General features: G+C 73.7%; 14 protein-coding genes. 6 read left to right on the plus strand and 8 right to left on the minus strand.

Translation table 11 applies throughout. The features are described 5' to 3' along the window. Nucleotides 1-44: 44 nt before the first annotated feature. Nucleotides 45-1,511 (plus strand): amino acid permease, encoded by a 1,467-nt coding sequence (locus ACGFZL_RS18245; RefSeq protein ID WP_355170512.1) that lies wholly within the window; start codon nucleotides 45-47, stop codon nucleotides 1,509-1,511. 54 nt (nucleotides 1,512-1,565) lie between these two features. On the opposite strand, the gene ACGFZL_RS18250 is transcribed toward ACGFZL_RS18245, so the two are convergent. Further along, nucleotides 1,566-3,044 (minus strand): M1 family metallopeptidase, encoded by a 1,479-nt coding sequence (locus ACGFZL_RS18250; protein ID WP_393692814.1) that lies wholly within the window; start codon nucleotides 3,042-3,044, stop codon nucleotides 1,566-1,568. 170 nt (nucleotides 3,045-3,214) lie between these two features. On the opposite strand from ACGFZL_RS18250, the gene ACGFZL_RS18255 reads away from it, so the two are divergent. Next, nucleotides 3,215-5,155 (plus strand): Xaa-Pro dipeptidyl-peptidase, encoded by a 1,941-nt coding sequence (locus ACGFZL_RS18255; protein ID WP_393692816.1) that lies wholly within the window; start codon nucleotides 3,215-3,217, stop codon nucleotides 5,153-5,155. 364 nt (nucleotides 5,156-5,519) lie between these two features. On the opposite strand, the gene ACGFZL_RS18260 is transcribed toward ACGFZL_RS18255, so the two are convergent. Beyond that, on the minus strand, nucleotides 5,520-6,506 hold the full coding sequence (locus tag ACGFZL_RS18260) for an FAD-dependent oxidoreductase (RefSeq protein ID WP_393692818.1): 987 nt from the start codon (nucleotides 6,504-6,506) through the stop codon (nucleotides 5,520-5,522). A gap of 80 nt (nucleotides 6,507-6,586) precedes the next feature. Between ACGFZL_RS18260 and ACGFZL_RS18265 the strand changes: the two genes are divergently transcribed. Continuing rightward, nucleotides 6,587-8,230 (plus strand): ABC-F family ATP-binding cassette domain-containing protein, encoded by a 1,644-nt coding sequence (locus ACGFZL_RS18265; protein ID WP_393692820.1) that lies wholly within the window; start codon nucleotides 6,587-6,589, stop codon nucleotides 8,228-8,230. 29 nt (nucleotides 8,231-8,259) lie between these two features. On the opposite strand, the gene ACGFZL_RS18270 is transcribed toward ACGFZL_RS18265, so the two are convergent. From ACGFZL_RS18270 to ACGFZL_RS18280, 3 genes are all read right to left on the minus strand, one after another. Further along, nucleotides 8,260-10,662 carry a Tex family protein gene (locus ACGFZL_RS18270; RefSeq protein ID WP_393692822.1) on the minus strand — a complete coding sequence of 801 codons (2,403 nt, stop codon included), beginning with the start codon at nucleotides 10,660-10,662 and terminating at the stop codon, nucleotides 8,260-8,262. Nucleotides 10,663-10,770: 108 nt separating this feature from the next. Next, entirely contained in the window at nucleotides 10,771-10,899 is a 129-nt protein-coding gene (locus ACGFZL_RS18275) for an LPFR motif small protein (RefSeq protein WP_355170523.1), read from the minus strand. Between the two features lie 170 nt (nucleotides 10,900-11,069). Continuing rightward, entirely contained in the window at nucleotides 11,070-11,939 is an 870-nt protein-coding gene (locus tag ACGFZL_RS18280) for an SCO6745 family protein (protein WP_393692824.1), read from the minus strand. Nucleotides 11,940-12,062: 123 nt separating this feature from the next. Here ACGFZL_RS18280 and ACGFZL_RS18285 point away from each other — a divergent pair, with 123 nt between their 5' ends. After that, nucleotides 12,063-13,058, plus strand: coding sequence for a GlxA family transcriptional regulator (locus ACGFZL_RS18285; protein ID WP_393692826.1), 996 nt, complete (start codon nucleotides 12,063-12,065; stop codon nucleotides 13,056-13,058). Between the two features lie 88 nt (nucleotides 13,059-13,146). Further along, a complete protein-coding gene (locus ACGFZL_RS18290) occupies nucleotides 13,147-13,782 on the plus strand; it encodes a DJ-1/PfpI family protein (RefSeq protein WP_355170529.1) in 636 nt (211 codons plus the stop codon). On the opposite strand, the gene ACGFZL_RS18295 is transcribed toward ACGFZL_RS18290, so the two are convergent. Beyond that, the gene (locus ACGFZL_RS18295) at nucleotides 13,769-14,527 is read right to left on the minus strand and encodes an enoyl-CoA hydratase/isomerase family protein (RefSeq protein ID WP_393692828.1); all 759 of its coding nucleotides are present in this window, start codon (nucleotides 14,525-14,527) and stop codon (nucleotides 13,769-13,771) included. The two genes, ACGFZL_RS18290 and ACGFZL_RS18295, sit on opposite strands and share 14 nt — an antisense overlap. A 176-nt stretch (nucleotides 14,528-14,703) precedes the next feature. Here ACGFZL_RS18295 and ACGFZL_RS18300 point away from each other — a divergent pair, with 176 nt between their 5' ends. Further along, a complete protein-coding gene (locus tag ACGFZL_RS18300) occupies nucleotides 14,704-15,216 on the plus strand; it encodes an ATP-binding protein (protein ID WP_393692830.1) in 513 nt (170 codons plus the stop codon). Nucleotides 15,217-15,223: 7 nt separating this feature from the next. Here ACGFZL_RS18300 and idi read toward each other — a convergent pair whose 3' ends face one another. Both idi and ACGFZL_RS18310 read right to left on the minus strand, forming a co-directional pair. Further along, nucleotides 15,224-15,817, minus strand: a complete 594-nt coding sequence (idi, locus tag ACGFZL_RS18305) for an isopentenyl-diphosphate Delta-isomerase (protein ID WP_393692832.1) — start codon at nucleotides 15,815-15,817, stop codon at nucleotides 15,224-15,226. Nucleotides 15,818-15,920: 103 nt separating this feature from the next. Further along, nucleotides 15,921-16,859, minus strand: coding sequence for a cation diffusion facilitator family transporter (locus tag ACGFZL_RS18310; protein WP_355170535.1), 939 nt, complete (start codon nucleotides 16,857-16,859; stop codon nucleotides 15,921-15,923). Nucleotides 16,860-17,226 lie beyond the last annotated feature (367 nt).

The following is a 17,226-nucleotide window of genomic DNA, read 5'->3' on the forward strand; positions in this document are numbered from 1 at the left end:
GGGCGGCGCACACCGCCCCGGCGCACCAGAGAGTGGAACCACCCGTGAGCAAGGACGCCGTCGACACGGCACAGGTCGCCGACCACCCCCGGGCGACCGGAACACCCGCCGACGCGGGCGACGCCGGCTACAGCAAGGACCTCAAGGCCCGCCACGTCAACATGATCGCCATCGGTGGCGCGATCGGCACCGGACTCTTCCTCGGCGCCGGCGGCCGCCTGCGCGACGCCGGCCCGGCGCTGGCGATCGCCTACCTGGTCTGCGGCGTCTTCGCCTTCTTCGTCGTCAGAGCCCTCGGCGAGCTGGTCCTCTACCGCCCCTCGTCCGGCTCCTTCGTCTCGTACGCGCGCGAGTTCCTCGGCGAGAAGGGCGCCTACGTCGCCGGCTGGATGTACTTCCTCAACTGGTCGACCACCGGCATCGCCGACATCACCGCCATCGCGCTGTACACGCACTACTGGAGCCTGTTCACCAGCATCCCGCAGTGGGCGCTGGCGCTGGCCGCCCTCGCGGTGGTCCTGGCCGTCAACCTCATCTCGGTGAAGATCTTCGGCGAGATGGAGTTCTGGTTCTCCATCGTCAAGGTGACCACCCTCGTCGCCTTCATGCTGATCGGCATCTTCCTGCTGGCCACCCAGCACAAGGTGGGCGGCTACACCCCGGGCACCGGCATGATCACCGACCACGGCGGACTGCTCCCGCACGGCGTGATGCCGGTCGTCCTCGTCATGCAGGGCGTGATCTTCGCCTACGCCGCCCTGGAGCTGGTCGGCGTCGCCGCCGGCGAGACCGCCGAGCCGGAGAAGATCGTCCCGCGCGCGGTGAACTCGATCATGTGGCGGGTGGCCGTCTTCTACGTCGGCTCGGTCGTCCTGCTGGCCCTGCTGCTGCCCGGCTCCGCCTACTCCGGCGATCAGAGCCCCTTCGTCACCGTCCTCTCCAAGGCCGGCGTCCCGGCCGCGGGCGACGTGATGAACCTGGTCGTGCTGACCGCCGCGATGTCCTCGCTGAACTCCGGCCTGTACTCCACGGGCCGCATCCTGCGCTCCATGGCGATGGCCGGCTCCGCGCCGAAGTTCACCCGCGTGATGAACCGCAGCCAGGTCCCCTACGGCGGCATCCTGCTGACCTGCGGCATCTGCGTGCTCGGCGTCGGCCTGAACTACCTCGTGCCGAGCAAGGCGTTCGAGATCGTGCTGAACGTCGCCTCCCTCGGCGTCATCAGCACCTGGGTGATCATCATGCTCTGCCACCTGGTCTTCGTCCGCCGGGCCCGCGCGGGCCTCGCCACCCGGCCGCACTTCCGCCTCCCGGGCAGCCCGGTCACGGAGATCGTCACCATCGCCTTCCTGGTGGCCGTCCTCGTCCTGATGGGCAACGACCCCGACATCGGCCGCAAGACCCTATACCTCATCCCGATCATCGGCGCCATGCTGGTCGCCGGCTGGTTCGGCGTCCGCCGCCGGGTGACCGAGAACGCCGACCGGGAGCTGTCGGGGCTGTCGGAGTAGGCGCAGGGCCGAAGGGGCCGGTCCGCCGAGCGGGCAGGCCCCTTCCCGTGCCGGTCAGTGCTCGTGCACGTCGTTCGTCGCCGCGATCTTGCGCCACGACTTCGGCTGCGCCGGCCGCGAGAGAGCCGTCCGGGCCGCCGGCACCGCCGGCTTCGCCTGGTCGAACAGCCATGTGTCGAAGAACGCCGCCAGCGGCTTGCCGGAGACCTCCTCGGCGTAGCGGCGGAAGTCGGCGACCGACGCGTTGCCGTAGGCGTAGCGCTTCGGCCAGCCCTTCAGCAGGGTGAAGAAGGCCGTGTCGCCGATCTTGTTCCGCAGGGCCTGGAGGGCCAGCGCGCCCCGGTCGTAGACCGCGATGTCGAACTGGTTCTCCGGGCCGGGGTCGCCCGGCGCCACCTGCCAGAACGGGTCGTCCGCCGGGTGCGAGGCGTAGACGTAGTCGGCCAGCTCCTGGGCCGTGCCCTCGCCCTCGTGCTCCGACCAGAGCCACTGGGCGTAGCGCGCGAAGCCCTCGTTGATCCAGATGTCCTTCCAGCCCCGCACGGAGACCAGGTCGCCGTACCACTGGTGGGCCAGCTCGTGGACGACGACGGACACGTTCGAGCCGTTCGCGAACTGCCTGGGGCTGTAGAAGGGACGGGTCTGGGTCTCCAGCGCGTACCCGGTGTTCGTGTTCGGTACGTAACCGCCCAGCGCGCTGTAGGGGTAGGGCCCGAAGAACCCGGCCAGCCAGTCCACCACCTCGCCCGAGCGCTCCACACTGGCCCGCGCCGCGCCGTCGTTGGCGCCGAGATCCTTGCTGTAGGCGTTGACGATCGGGATGCCGCCGTCGGTGGTACCCGTGGTGACGTCGAACCTGCCGAGCGCCAGGGTGGCCAGGTAGGTGGCCTGCGGCTTGTCGGAGCGCCAGTTGTAGCGGGTCCACCCGAGGCTCGAACTGGACGACTGGAGCGTGCCGTTGGAGATCGCCTGGGTGCCGTCCGGCACCTGCACGGAGACGTCGTACGTGGCCTTGTCGAGGGGGTGGTCGTTGCTCGGGAACCACCACCAGGCCGCCTCGGGCTCGTTGGCCGCCACCCCGCCGTCCGGCGTGCGGTGCCAGCTGCTGAAGCCGTACGCCTGCTTCGTGGACGGCACCCCGCTGTAGCGGACCACGACCGTGACCGGCGTGCCCTTGGCGAGCGGGCTCTTCGGCGTGACGACCAGCTCGTGCTCGCCGGAGGTGGTGAAGGACGCCTTGGCGCCGTTCACCCGGACCTCGGCCACGTCCAGCAGGAAGTCCAGGTCGAAGCGGGAGAGGTCCTGCGTGGCCTTGGCGAGGATCGTCGCCGTGCCCTCCAGGCGGTCAGTGGCGGGCTGGTACTTCAGGCGCAGGTCGTAGTGGGAGACGTCGTAGCCGCCGTTGCCGTAGGCCGGGTAGTAGGGGTCGCCGATACCCGGGGCGCCGGGGGTGCGGGCCGCCGCCGACGCCGGGATCGCCAGCATCAGGGAGGCGGCGCCCAGTGCGCCCGGCACGAGGATTCTGCGGTGCACGAAAGCTCCAAGTCGTGGGGGACAGTGGTCGGTTCGGACTCTATGCAGCACCTGTGCGCCCCGTCGTGTCCATGGCCACCCCCGTCACACGATCGCCATTCGGCCGACACACGCCCCCGGCGCCCCGAGGCCCTCTTCTGCGCGGCGGGCGGCCGTTGTAGCGTCCGCGCATGCCGACACGCACGCGCCGCTTCACGACCTGGAGAACGCTCGCGACCGCGGCCCTCGCCGCCCTCCTGGCAGCCGCCTCGCTGCTCCTGACCCCGCCACGCGCGGACGCCGCCCCGCGCCGCAGCGAACCCGTCTACTCCTACGCCGACGCGATCCGCGAGGCCGTCTGGGTCGACACCGGGTACGACGGGGACGGCGACGGCCGCGCCGACCGCGTCGCCGTCGACGTGGTCCGCCCGCGCGAGCCCGCCGCGCGGGGCCGCAAGGTGCCCGTCATCATGGACGCCAGCCCGTACTACTCCTGCTGCGGGCGCGGCAACGAGAGCCAGAAGAAGACCTATGACGCCGCCGGCCGGGTGACCGGCATGCCGCTCTTCTACGACAACTACTTCGTGCCCCGCGGCTACGCCTTCGTCGGCGTCGATCTGGCCGGAACCAACCGCTCCGACGGCTGCGTCGACGTCGGCGGCCCGTCCGACATCCGTTCCGCGAAGGCCGTCGTGGACTGGCTGAACGGCCGCGCCCGCGCCTACACCACCCGTACCGGCGCCGAGCGCGCCAAGGCGACCTGGACCAACGGCCGCACCGGCATGATCGGCAAGAGCTGGGACGGCACGATCGCCAACGGCGTCGCCGCCACCGGAGTCGAGGGCCTGAAGACCATCGTGCCCATCAGCGCCATCTCCACCTGGTACGACTACTACTTCTCCCAGGGCGCCCCGCTCTACGACTCCGGACCCGACTGGCTCTCCGACTACGTCGACAGTCCCGACGCCCGCGCCCGCTGCGCGGCCGTGCAGCAGCGGCTCGTGGACGGCGCCCCGCGCACCGGCGACCGTACGCCGCTGTGGACCGAGCGCGACTACGTCCGGGCCGCGGGGAAGGTGAAGGCCAGCGTCTTCCTCGTGCACGGCATGCAGGACCTCAATGTCCGCATGCAGCACGTCGGTCCGTGGTGGGACGCCCTCGGCAGGGCGGGCGTCGAGCGCAAGATCTGGCTCTCCCAGACCGGCCACGTCGACCCCTTCGACTACCGCCGCGGCGACTGGGTCGAGACCCTGCACCGCTGGTTCGACCACGAACTCCTCGGCTACGACAACGGCATCGACCGGGAGCCCGTCGCCGACGTCGAACGCCACCCGGACCAGTGGGAGACCTCCCGCTCCTGGCCGCCGCGCGGCACCGACGCGGCCGTCCTGCGTCCCGCCGCCGACGGTGTCCTCGGACTGCGCGGCGGTCGCGGCACGGAGGCGTTCACCGACGACCCGGCGCTGGGCGAGACCGACTGGGCCGCCGGGGCCGACACCCCGAGCCCGGAGAAGGCGTCCTTCGTCACCGGCCCGCTCACGCGCGACCTGCGGCTGGCCGGAGCGTCCGGCCTGACGGTCACCGCGAGGTCCAGCACCCCCACGGCCCACCTCACCGCGGTCCTCGCCGACCTCGGGCCCGACACCATCCGCGACTACGGTGCGGCGGGTGAGGGCATCACCACGCTCACGGACCGCACCTGCTGGGGGGCGAGCACGGCGGCCGACAGCGCCTGCTACCGGGAGACGGCGGCCCGGACCGCCGACGTGGACTTCACGGTCGTCAGCCGGGGCTGGGCGGACCTCGGCCACCGGGGCGGCAAAGACCACCCGCTCGTCCCCGGCCGGCCCTACACGATCTCCCTGCCCCTCGCCGCCACCGACCACGTCGTCCCGGCCGGCCATCGCCTCGCCCTGATCATCGCGGGCACGGACCGCGACCTCATCGACCCGCCCGCCGACCGTCCGACGGTCACCGTCGATCTGGCCCGCACCTCGGTGCGCGTCCCGTTCGTGGGCGGCACGTCCGCCTTCGCGAAGGCCACGTCCGCGCCGCGGGTTGCCTCGATCGCCCCGCCGCCGCGTGAGGGGGTGACCGCGCCGCCCATCGCACAGCGGATCCCAGCGGCCTGACCCTCGTCCGTCGTCTGCGGGCGCGTCGTGGCTGGTCGCGCAGTTCCCCGCGCCCCTGGGGCGTTGCAGTCACCGTCGGCCGCAACCGTGCCGCCTCTGCGGGCAGTCGTGCCGCACCCGCCTACCCACCCACGTAGCTGCGGGCAGTCGTGCCGCACCCGCCCACCCCCGCGCATAGCTGCGGGCAGTCGTGCCGCGCCCGCCCACCCACCCACGTAGCTGCGGGCAGTCGTGCCGCTGGGGCGGCACGGGTGGGCGCAGCGGCACCCCGCTGCGCCGGGCTGCGCCACGCCCCGCCCTCAGCTCACACCCCGGGCACCCTTGCACGCAGGGCTGTGCAATGCCGCCCCCCGACAACCCCCCGTCACCCCTCCACCAACCGCGCCGCCTCCCTCGCGCACCCCCACGCCACCGTCACCCCCGCCCCGCCATGCCCGTAGTTGTGAATCAGCACCCGCCCACCCGCCAGCGGCACCCGCTCAAGCCGCACCGCCTCCCGCGCCGGCCGCAGTCCCACCCGGTGCTCAAGCACCCTCGCCCCCGCCACCTCGGGCCGCAGCGCCGCGCAGCGGCGGATGATCGCCGCCGCCGTCGCGGGGTCCGGCTCCGCCGACCACGCGTCCTCCTCCGCCGTGCCGCCCAGCACGAGCCGCCCGGGCTGCGGGAAGAGATACGCCGTCTCCCCGGACGAAGGGTCCGTGGAGACCAGCCACGTCCGGATCCCCGGGTTCTCCACCACGACCAACTGCCCCCGCACCGGCCGCACCGACGCGTCCGGCACCAACTCCCGCGCCCCAAGACCCGTGCAGTTGACCACCACCGGCGCCTCCGCCCCCGCCTCCGCGAGGTCGGCCACCGTACGCTCCTGGACCACCCCGCCCGCCGCCTCCAACCGCCGCCGCAGCCAGGGGAGATGAGTCGACATGTCGATCAACGGCAGCCGCGCCCACAGCCCCGAGCCGCCGTACTCCTCGGCGGTGGCCGCCCGCAGCCCCGGCAGCCGCGCCGCCGCCCACGCGTCGACCTCGTCCCGCGCCGTCTCGCCCAGCACCCCCGCCACCATCCGCACGCCGGTCCGTTCCGGCCGCAGCGCCAGCTCCTCGTACACGCCGAGGGAGTGCAGCGCCCAGGCGTGCGCCAGCGCGACCGGGTGGATCCGGTACGGCCACCACAGCGCGCCGGCCACCGCCGACGTGGTGCGCTCCACCGGGTCCCGCGTCCACAGCCGCACCCGCCTGCCCCGCTCGGCGAGCACGACCGCCGTCGTCAGCCCGACCACCCCGCCGCCGATCACGACGACCTCGGAAGAATCCCGTCCGCTGCCCGTATGCACGCCGGTGTCCGTATCCACACCGGGACGTTACCCACTTCCCCCTGACCCGCTCATGCCAGAGGCCCGGCTGCGGCACACTGGCTAAGATCGGCCCCCTGATGACTGCCACCCTCGTCGCCAAGAACCTCGCCGCCGGCCACGGCGACCGCTCCCTCTTCGCCGGGCTCGACCTGGTCGTCGCGCCCGGCGACGTGATCGGCCTGGTCGGGGCCAACGGCGCGGGCAAGTCCACCCTGCTGCGGCTGCTGGCCGGCCTCGCCGCCCCCGAGCAGGGCGAGGTGCGCCTCTCCCCGCCGGCCGCCACCGTCGGCCACCTCCCGCAGGAGCCCGAGCGCCGCCCCGGCGAGACCGTCCGGGCCTTCCTCGCCCGCCGCACCGGCGTCGCCGAGGCCCAGCGCGTGATGGACACCGCCACCGAGGCCCTGGTCGAGGGCGCCCCCGGCGCCGACGACGCCTACGCGAACGCCCTGGAGCGCTGGCTCGCCCTGGGCGGCGCCGACCTGGACGACCGCGCCGAGGAGACCGCCGGGTCCCTCGGCCTCACCGTCGGCCTCGACCAGCCGATGACCGCCCTGTCCGGCGGCCAGGCCGCCCGCGCCGGCCTCGCCTCCCTGCTCCTCTCCCGCTACGACGTCTTCCTCCTCGACGAGCCCACCAACGACCTCGACCTGGACGGCCTGCACCGCCTCGAACGCTTCGTGACCTCCCTGCGCGCCGGCACCGTCGTCGTCAGCCACGACCGCGAGTTCCTCACCCGCACCGTCACCAAGGTCCTCGAACTCGACCTGGCCCAGGGGCAGATCAATCTCTACGGCGGCGGCTACGAGGCATACCTGGAGGAGCGCGCGACCGCCCGCCGGCACGCCCGCGACGAGTACGAGGAGTACGCCGACCGGCGCTCCGCCCTCCAGGACCGGGCCCAGACCCAGCGCTCCTGGATGGACAAGGGCGTGAAGAACGCCCGGCGCAAGGCCGGCGACAACGACAAGATCGGCCGCAAGTTCCGCAGCGAGGCCAGCGAGAAGCAGGCCGCCAAGGCCCGCCAGACCCAGCGGATGATCGAGCGCCTTGAGGTGGTGGAGGAGCCGCGCAAGGAGTGGGAGCTGCGCATGGAGATCGCCTCCGCGCCCCGCTCGGGCGCCGTCGTCGCCACCCTGCGCGACGCAGAGGTGCGGCGCGGCGGCTTCACCCTCGGCCCGGTCTCGCTCCAGGTCGACTGGGCGGACCGGGTGGCGGTGACCGGCGCGAACGGCGCCGGCAAGTCCACCCTGCTCGCCGCCCTGCTCGGCCGGGTCCCGCTCGACGCCGGCCACGCGGCGCTCGGCTCCGGCGTGCTGCTCGGCGAGGTCGACCAGGCCCGGGGGTTCTTCCACGGCGCCGAGACGCTGCTCGACGCCTTCCGGGCGGCCACCCCCGACACCGAACCGGCGGAGATCCGCACCCTGCTGGCCAAGTTCGGCCTCAAGGCCGACCACGTGATGCGCCCCGCCGCCACCCTCTCACCCGGCGAGCGCACCCGGGCCGCGCTCGCCCTCCTCCAGGGCCGGGGCGTCAACCTGCTCGTCCTGGACGAGCCGACCAACCACCTCGACCTCCCGGCGATCGAGCAGCTCGAGTCCGCCCTGGACGCCTACGACGGCACGCTGCTCCTGGTCACCCACGACCGGCGGATGCTGGACGCGGTCCGGGTGACCCGGCGCCTGGAGGTGGCCGACGGCAAGGTGACCGAGGCGCCCGCCTGAGTCCCGGGGGCGCCTCCCGCACTGGGCGTCTAGGCCAGCCCGGCCCGCCGCAGCGCGTCGGCCATCGCCCCGCTCGCCGCCGGGGCGGACGCGGGCCGGCCCTTGCCTGAGCCGCCCGAGCCCCCGGAGCCGGAGCCCGAGCCGCCGGACCTGCCGCCGCCCTGCTGCCCCCGCTGCCTGGGCGGCCGGCCGCCGCCGCGCTGCCGCTCGCCGCCCCCGCCGGACTGCTCGCCCCGCGCCGCGGCCTCGTCGTCCAGGCGCAGCGTCAGTGAGATCCGCTTGCGCGGGATGTCGACGTCCAGCACCTTCACCTTGACGATGTCCCCGGGCTTCACCACGTCCCGCGGGTCCTTCACGAAGGTCTTCGACATCGCCGAGACATGCACCAGACCGTCCTGGTGCACGCCGACGTCCACGAACGCGCCGAAGGCCGCCACGTTCGTCACCACGCCCTCCAGGACCATCCCGGAGGACAGGTCGGAGATCTTCTCCACGCCCTCCTTGAAGGTGGCCGTCTTGAACGCGGGCCGCGGGTCGCGCCCGGGCTTCTCCAGCTCCCGCAGGATGTCCGTCACCGTCGGCAGACCGAAGGTGTCGTCCACGAAGTCGGCCGGCCGCAGCGAGCGCAGCACCGAGGTGTTGCCGACCAGCGCCGCCACCTCCTGCCCGGCGGTCTTCACCATCCGCCGCACCACCGGGTACGCCTCGGGGTGCACGCTGGAGGAGTCCAGCGGGTCGCTGCCGCCGCGGATCCGCAGGAAGCCCGCGCACTGCTCGTACGCCTTCGGGCCGAGCCGGGAGACCTTCTTCAGCTCGGTGCGGGAGGTGAAGGGGCCGTTCGAGTCCCGGTGGGCGACGATGTTCTCCGCCAGGGACGAGGTGATGCCGGAGACCCGGGCGAGCAGCGGCGCGGAGGCGGTGTTCACGTCCACGCCCACGCCGTTCACGCAGTCCTCCACGACCGCGTCGAGCGAGCGGGACAGCTTCACCTCGGACAGGTCGTGCTGGTACTGGCCGACGCCGATCGACTTGGGGTCGATCTTGACCAGCTCGGCCAGCGGGTCCTGGAGCCGGCGGGCGATGGACACCGCGCCGCGCAGGGACACGTCCATGCCGGGCAGCTCCTGCGAGGCGAAGGCGGAGGCCGAGTACACCGAGGCGCCCGCCTCGGAGACCATCACCTTGGTGAGGTTCAGCTCGGGGTGGCGGGCGATGAGGTCGGCGCCGAGCTTGTCGGTCTCCCGGGAGGCCGTGCCGTTGCCGATCGCGACCAGCTCGACCGCGTGCTCCTTCGCGAGCCGGGCCAGCTTGGCGATCGACTCGTCCCAGCGGTTGGCCGGCACGTGCGGGTGGATCACGTCGGTGGCCACCACCTTGCCGGTGGCGTCGACCACGGCGACCTTGACGCCGGTGCGGAAGCCCGGGTCGAGGCCGAGGGTGGCGCGGGTGCCGGCCGGGGCGGCGAGCAGCAGGTCGCGCAGGTTGGCGGCGAACACCCCCACGGCGTCGTCCTCGGCGGCCGTCCGCAGCCGCAGCCGCAGGTCGATGCCGAGGTGGACCAGGAGGCGGGTGCGCCAGGCCCAGCGGACGGTGTCCTTGAGCCACTTGTCGCCTGCCCGGCCCCGGTCGGCGATGCCGAACCGGCTCGCCACGATCCCCTCGTACGACGAGGGCCCCTCGACGGGCTCCTCGGGCTCCAGGACCAGGTCGAGGACGTCCTCCTTCTCGCCGCGCAGCATCGCCAGGATGCGGTGCGAGGGGAGGGCGGTGAACGGCTCGGTGAAGTCGAAGTAGTCGGCGAACTTGGCGCCGGCCTCCTCCTTGCCCTCCTTGACCCGCGCGGCGAGGCGCCCGCGCCCCCACATCCGCTCCCGCAGCTCGCCGATCAGGTCGGCGTCCTCGGAGAACTTCTCGGTGAGGATGGCGCGGGCCCCGTCCAGGGCGGCCTGCGGGTCGGCGACGCCCTTGCCGGCGTCCACGAAGGCGGCGGCCGCGGCGAGCGGCTCCACCGAGGCGTCCGCGAGCAGGCCGTCGGCCAGCGGCTCCAGGCCCGCCTCGCGGGCGATCTGCGCCTTGGTGCGGCGCTTGGGCTTGAAGGGGAGGTAGATGTCCTCCAGGCGCGCCTTGGTGTCGGCGGCGCGGATGCGCGCCGCCAACTCCTCGGTCAGCTTGCCCTGCTCGCGGACCGAGTCGAGGACCGCGGTGCGCCGCTCCTCCAGCTCCCGCAGATAGCGCAGGCGCTCCTCCAGGGTGCGCAGCTGCGCGTCGTCGAGGCCGTCGGTCGCCTCCTTGCGGTAGCGGGCGATGAAGGGCACGGTCGAACCGCCGTCGAGCAAGTCGACCGCGGCCTTCACCTGCCGCTCGCGTACGCCGAGTTCCTCGGCGATCCTGCCTTCGATGGATCCCGCTCGGATGGACCCGGGTGTCGTCACGATCCCGTACCGCCTTCTCCACTGAGGTTGCGCGGCAATTGTGGCAGGTGGTGCCGACAATCGGGGATCAGGGCGCCGCCCGGGCAGGTCGGACGCGGGCCGCCGGGGTCAGTGGTGGCCGTGGGCGCTGGAGGACGCGCCGCCGAACAGCCGGGCGACGGCTCGGAAGGGCAGCGTCACCACAGTGCCGACGGCGCCGCCGATCTGGCGGAAAACGTCTGCGATGGCACGGAACACGAAGGACCACTCCACTCGGTTGCTACGGTCCGGCCCGTCCGGGCCGGTCAAGGACCGTGTACCTCGCGACGCCGCCGACATGCCCGCCCGGCCCGGCCCGGCTCGATCGGGGCCGACGCCGGTACCGGGCGACGGGCGACCGGCGACGGGCCCCGGTCCCCGCCGGCGGCTCAGTCCTTGCCGAGCAGGTCGGCCGGGAAGGCGCCGGCGGCCAGGGCCCGGCGCGCGAAGACGGCGCCCAGCTCGGTCAGCCGGGCCACGCCCTCGGCGCCCAGGTGTGCGTAGGGCGCCGCGTCCAGGCGGTCCGTCTCGTGTTCGACCTCCGCGCGCTGCGCCGCGCCCCGCTCGGTCAGCTCGCCGGCGGCGTCCAGCAGGCCGCGCCCGGTCAGCCGCTCGCGCGCCGCCTGCCATTCCTCGCGGCTCCAGCCGCGGGTGGCGCAGTTCCAGCGGGGCGTCATGCCCTTGCCGGTCGCGGTGTGCGTGACCAGCGCGTCCAGGCCGTCGAGGCCCGCGGCCAGCAGCGCGGTGACATGGCCGTCGCCCCGATGCTCGCGCAGCAGGGTCGCCGCGTGCCAGTACGCCAGGTGCGGTTCCTCGGGCACCGGCAGGTCGGCGTGGGCCGCGTACAGCGGGCGGGCGCCGCGCGAGCAGCCCTCGGCGGCGCGCAGGGCCAGCTCGGCGGCCTCGGTCATCTCGGGGGAGCGGACCGCGTCCTCGCCGAGCAGGCGGCGCAGCATGCTGTCGACGGCGCGCAGCCGGGCCGCGAGGACCTGGTCGGGGGCGGCCACGGCCCACACCGCCGGCACGTGCCGGGCCACCAGGTCGTACCGGTAGTTGTAGAACGCCGCGGTCACCGGTCCTGGACCGACCGGGCCCATCGCCGCGGCGCGCACCGCGAAGTTCACGGCCCGGGGGTCGGTGACCCCGAGCGCGCCCAGCTCGCGGCCGGTGTCGGGCGCGAAGTAGTGCGCCGAGTGCAGGGTGTTGAGCGCGTTGTGGCAGCGGCGGCCGGCACGCGGCTCCAGGGCGGCAGTCGTCATGCGGGCAGGTTACCAACCGCTCAGTACGCGCCCTAGGGGGCCGCTGCCGGGCCGGCGGGCATGGCAGGAAAGGTGGGGTACTCGTCATTGCGGCCGTACCGGGGCGGGCGAAGAATCGTGGGCATGGCGCAGCAGCGAACCGTCCTCGTCGTCCTCTTCGACGGCGTCCAGAGCCTCGACGTCACCGGCCCCGTGGAGGTCTTCGCGGGCGCCGAGACGAGCACCCCCGGCAGCTACCGCATCCGCACCGCCTCCCTGGACGGCGCCCCGGTGCGCACCTCCAGCGGCCTGACCGTCGTCCCGGACGGCGCCCTGACCGACGCCGCCGGACCGCACACCCTGCTCGTCCCCGGCGGCGCCGGCACCCGGAGCCCCGACCCGCGCCTCATCGACTGGCTGCGCGCGAACGGACCCCGCGCCGAGCGCCTGGTCTCCGTGTGCACCGGCGCCATCCTGCTCGCCGCGGCCGGCCTCCTCGACGGCCGCCGCGTCACCACGCACTGGGCGTACTGCGGCCGGCTCGCCCGCGACCACCCGGCCGTCGAGGTCGACCCCGACCCGATCTACGTCCGCGACGGCCACGTGGCCACCTCGGCCGGCGTCACCGCCGGCATCGACCTCGCCCTGGCCCTGGTGGAGGAGGACCTCGGCCGGGACGCCGCGCTGACCGTCGCCCGCCACCTGGTGGTGTTCCTGCGCCGGCCCGGCAACCAGGCGCAGTTCAGCGCCCAGCTCGCCGCCCAGACCGCCCGGCGCGAGCCGCTGCGGGACCTCCAGCTGGGGGCACCTCCCACGCCCTTAAGGCAGTGGGGGAGGATCACCGAGCACCCGGGCGCCGACCTGGACATCGAGACCCTCGCGGCCCGCGCCCGGCTCTCCCCGCGCCACTTCGCCCGCGCCTTCCGCGCCGAGACCGGCACGACGCCGGGCCGGTTCGTCGACCGGGTCCGCCTGGAGCACGCCCGGCGCCTCCTGGAGGACACCGCCGACGGCGTCGAGGAGGTCGCCCGCGCCAGCGGCTACGGCACGCCCGAGGCCATGCGCCGCGCCTTCGTCAAGGCGCTCGGCACCCCGCCGGCCGAGTACCGCCGCCGCTTCCGCCCGGCACCGGCCACCTGAACCGACCACCGAACACCGATCACCGATCACCGATCACCGATCACCGAAGCCGATCACGGCAGAGCCCACCACCGTAAGGAACGCGACCATGCAGATCGCCATCGTCCTCTACGACCGCTTCACCGCCCTGGACGCCGTGGGCCCCTACGACACCCTCTCCCGCATCCCCGGCGCGGAGACCGTCTTCGTGGCCGAACGGTCCGGACCCGTCCGCAACGAGGCCGGGAACCTCGCCCTCGTCGCCGACCGCACCCTCGCCGAGACCCCCGCGCCGGACATCGTCGTCGTCCCGGGCGGCCCCGGCCAGTTCGCCCAGATGGAGAACACCGCGCTGTTCGACTGGCTCCGCGCCGCCGACGCCGCCAGCACCTGGACCACCTCGGTGTGCACCGGCTCCCTGCTGCTCGGCGCGGCCGGCCTGCTCACCGGCCGCCGGGCCACCTCGCACTGGCTCGCCATCGACCTGCTGCGCGAGTTCGGCGCTGAGCCGACCGGCGAGCGGGTCGTCATCGACGGCAAGTACGTCACCGCCGCCGGCGTCTCCTCCGGCATCGACATGGGCCTCACCCTGGTCGGCCGCGTCGCCGGCGACGAGCACGCCCAGGCGGTCCAGCTGATGACCGAGTACGACCCCCAGCCGCCCTACGACGCGGGCTCACCGGACAAGGCCCCGGCCCACCTGGTCGAGGAGTTCCACAAGAACAGCCGGTTCAGCCTGGCGTAGTGGCGGCGCCCCAGCCGAACCGCGGCTCCCGGCGCTCCAGGAAGGCGGCGACCCCCTCGGTGGTGTCGCCGCTGCCGGCTGCCTGGGCGGCCCAGTGCGCGGCACGGTCCGTGCGCCCGGCGACGAACTCCTTGGCCGCGGCCTGGGTGAGCAGGGAGCGGGAGGCGAGGATCCGCGTGAACTCGCCCACCCGCGCGTCCAGTTCCTCCTCGGGCAGCACCTCGTCCACCAGGCCGGTCCGCAGTGCCCGGTCCGCGTCGATCAACTCGCCCGAGAAGAGGAGGTACTTGGCCGTCGCCGGCCCGACCAGCGCGGTCAGCCGCCGGGTCGCGGACGCCGGGTAGACCACGCCCAGCTTGGCCGGTGTGATCCCGAACAGCGCCGAGTGCGCCGCGAACCGCAGGTCGCACGCGGCCGCCAGCTGCGCCCCGCCGCCCACGCAGTGCCCGCGGACGGCGGCGAGCGTCGGCTTGGGGAAGGCGGCCAGCGCCTCCTCGGCCCGTCCGGCGAGCCCCTGCGCCTCCTCGGCCGACTCCCGCAGTGTCGAGATGTCGGCCCCCGCGCAGAAGGTCCCGCCCGCACCGGTAAGCACCAGCACCCGCACCGCCGGATCGTCCGCCAGCGCGTCGAGCAGCTCCGGCACCGCCCGCCACATCGCGGCCGTCATGGCGTTGCGCTTGGCCGGGTGGTGGACGACGACGGTGGCGACCGAGTCGGCCACCCGGGAGATCAGCTGAGGCTCCATGCCGGCGATCCTAGATCGCGGCCCCGGAACGCCACCGGTCCACCGAGTCGGCACAATCCGGACAGGAACAGTCCCACCCGTGGCCCGGTCATACGCAGTCGGTCGGAATCGTTCGATACCCGCTGACTTGCATTCAGTTCTGCGGGGCGGACCGACGCGTTCTCGACACTCTTCGTGTGGCGACGACCGAGCGCAAGGGTGGCGACCCGACGATGGACGACCAGGAGGGCGGGCCCGGCCCGGTGGGGCAGCTGCCCTACGAAGGGGTCTGGCGGTTCACCGCCCCCACCGTCGATGCCTCGGTGCCGCAGGCGCGGCACGCGGTGCGGGACCTGCTGGCTCGCCGGCGCGTGCCGGTCTCCGAGGACACCGCGTACGGCCTGCTCCTCATCGTCTCGGAGCTGGTCACCAACGCCGTCCGGCACGCGGCCGTGCTCTCCCCGACGCTCGCCGTGGAGGTCGCCGTCGGCCCCGAGTGGGTGCGGGTGTCGGTGGAGGACGACCACCCCTACCGCCCGACGCCCCTGGAGACCGACTACGCGCGGACCGGGGGGCGCGGCCTGCTCCTGGTGCGCGAGATCGCGCAGGAGGCCGGCGGGAGCTGCGACGTGGCGCACACGGCGAGCGGCGGCAAGGTGATCTGGGCCGCCCTGCCGCTCGTACCGGCGCCCCGGCAGAACACCCCGTAGCGGCTCGTCACCAGCCGGCGGCGGCCCCCGTCAGCTCGCGCACCGCGGGCCGCGCCGCGTCGAGGACCGTCATGAACCACGCCGAGAAGGTGTCCCGCGCGTGCCGCTCGGCCAGCTCGGCCGGCGTGACGAAGGCCGTCGCGGCCACCTCGGCCTCGTCCGGCCGCAGCGAGGCCTGCACGAGGCCGATGAAGAGGTGGTTGTACTCCTGCTCGACCAGCCCCGAGGCGGGGTCGGGGTGGTTGTAGCGCACCGTGCCCGCCTCGGCGAGCAGCGACGGCGAGACGCCCAGCTCCTCGTGGGTGCGCCGGGCCGCCGCCGCGAAGGGGGCCTCGCCGGGGTAGGGGTGGCCGCAGCAGGTGTTGGACCACACACCGGGGGAGTGGTACTTGCCGAGCGCCCGCTGCTGGAGCAGCAGCCGGCCCCGCTCGTCGAAGAGGAAGACGGAGAAGGCCCGGTGCAGCCGCCCCGGCGGCTGGTGCGCGGCCAGCTTCTCCGCGGTGCCGATCGTCACGCCGTCCTCGTCGACCAGTTCCAACAGAATCGCGTCCGCGGTGCCGTTCGACGCGCTGTGCGTCGTGGTGGCAGGAGTGATCGGCATACCCATCCTTCGCATCGGTCCCGGCGCCCCCAGTGTGCCGCACGAATCCGGCACTCCCGGCACTTCCCGCACGCCCGCATGTCCCCGAGACCCGCGCGGAGCCTCAGTGGCAGAGCCGCGCCTCGTGCTCCGCGTGCCCGCTCGGCTCCAGCTGGAAGGTGCAGTGCTCCACGTCGAAGTGGTCGCCGAGGCAGCCCTGCAGCTCGTGCAGCATCTTCTCGTGGCCGATCCCGTTCAGCGCCTCGGTGCTCACCACCACGTGCGCCGACAGCACCGGCATGCCCGAGGTGATCGTCCAGGCGTGCAGGTCGTGGACGTCCTCCACCCCGTCGAGGGCGAGGATGTGCGTGCGCACCTGGGCCATGTCCACCCCCTTGGGCGCCGCCTCCAGGAGGACGTCCAGGGTCTCGCGCAGCAGCTTGACGGTGCGCGGCACGATCATCAGCCCGATGAGCAGCGAGGCGATCGGGTCGGCCGGCTGCCAGCCGGTGGCCAGGATCACCACCGCCGAGACGATCACCGCCAGCGACCCCAGCGCGTCCGCCGCCACCTCAAGGAAGGCGCCGCGCACATTGAGGCTCTCCTGCTGCCCGCGCGCCAGCAGGGTCAGCGACACCATGTTGGCCACCAGGCCGATCACGCCGAACACCACGGTCGGCCCGCCCGCGGTGCCGGCCGGCGTGACGAACCGCTGCACCGCCTCGTACAGCACGTAGCCGCCGACACCGAGCAGCAGCAGGCAGTTGGCCAGCGCCGCGAGGATCTCCGCGCGGGCGTAGCCGAAGGTGCGCCGCTCGCTCGGCGGCCGGGCGGCGAAGTGGATCGCCAGCAGGGCCATGCCGAGGCCGAGCGCGTCCGTGGCCATGTGCGCGGCGTCCGCGATCAGCGCCAGCGAGTCCGCCAGCACCCCGCCGACGATCTCGACCACCATGACGGTCAGCGTGATGGCCAGCGCCACGCGCAGCCGGCCGCGGTGGGCGGCGGTCACCGTGGAGCCGCCCGGCGCCCCGTGCGCGTGTCCGTGATCGTGCCCAGCCCCCATGGGGAAGCCGCCTCCCTCGCTATGTGGTCCCTCGATCTGGCGTTCGTCGCTCGCGGCGGTGTGTCCGGCTCAAGTCAACTACGGGCGGGGGGTATCAGGCAACGCGGCACTGAACACCGTTGTCATTCCCCTGACCTGCGGAAACGATCCCCAGGTCAGGGCCGCGCACGACCCGCTGCGCCCGCGCCGGGCGCCCGCGCGGCCTCCCCGACGCCCGTTTCGCGAAGGCGGTTTGTGGGGCGGGCCCCGGATCCACGATGATGACCGCGGCAAAGCCGGGAGCACAGCGCGTCGGCCGACCGTGAAACGGCCGGTGAACACGGTGTTCGTAGCATCCGATAACCTCTGCCGAATGCCGTCCGGAAGC

The sequence above is a fragment of the Streptomyces sp. NPDC048182 genome (assembly GCF_043202555.1).
Taxonomy (GTDB): domain Bacteria; phylum Actinomycetota; class Actinomycetes; order Streptomycetales; family Streptomycetaceae; genus Streptomyces.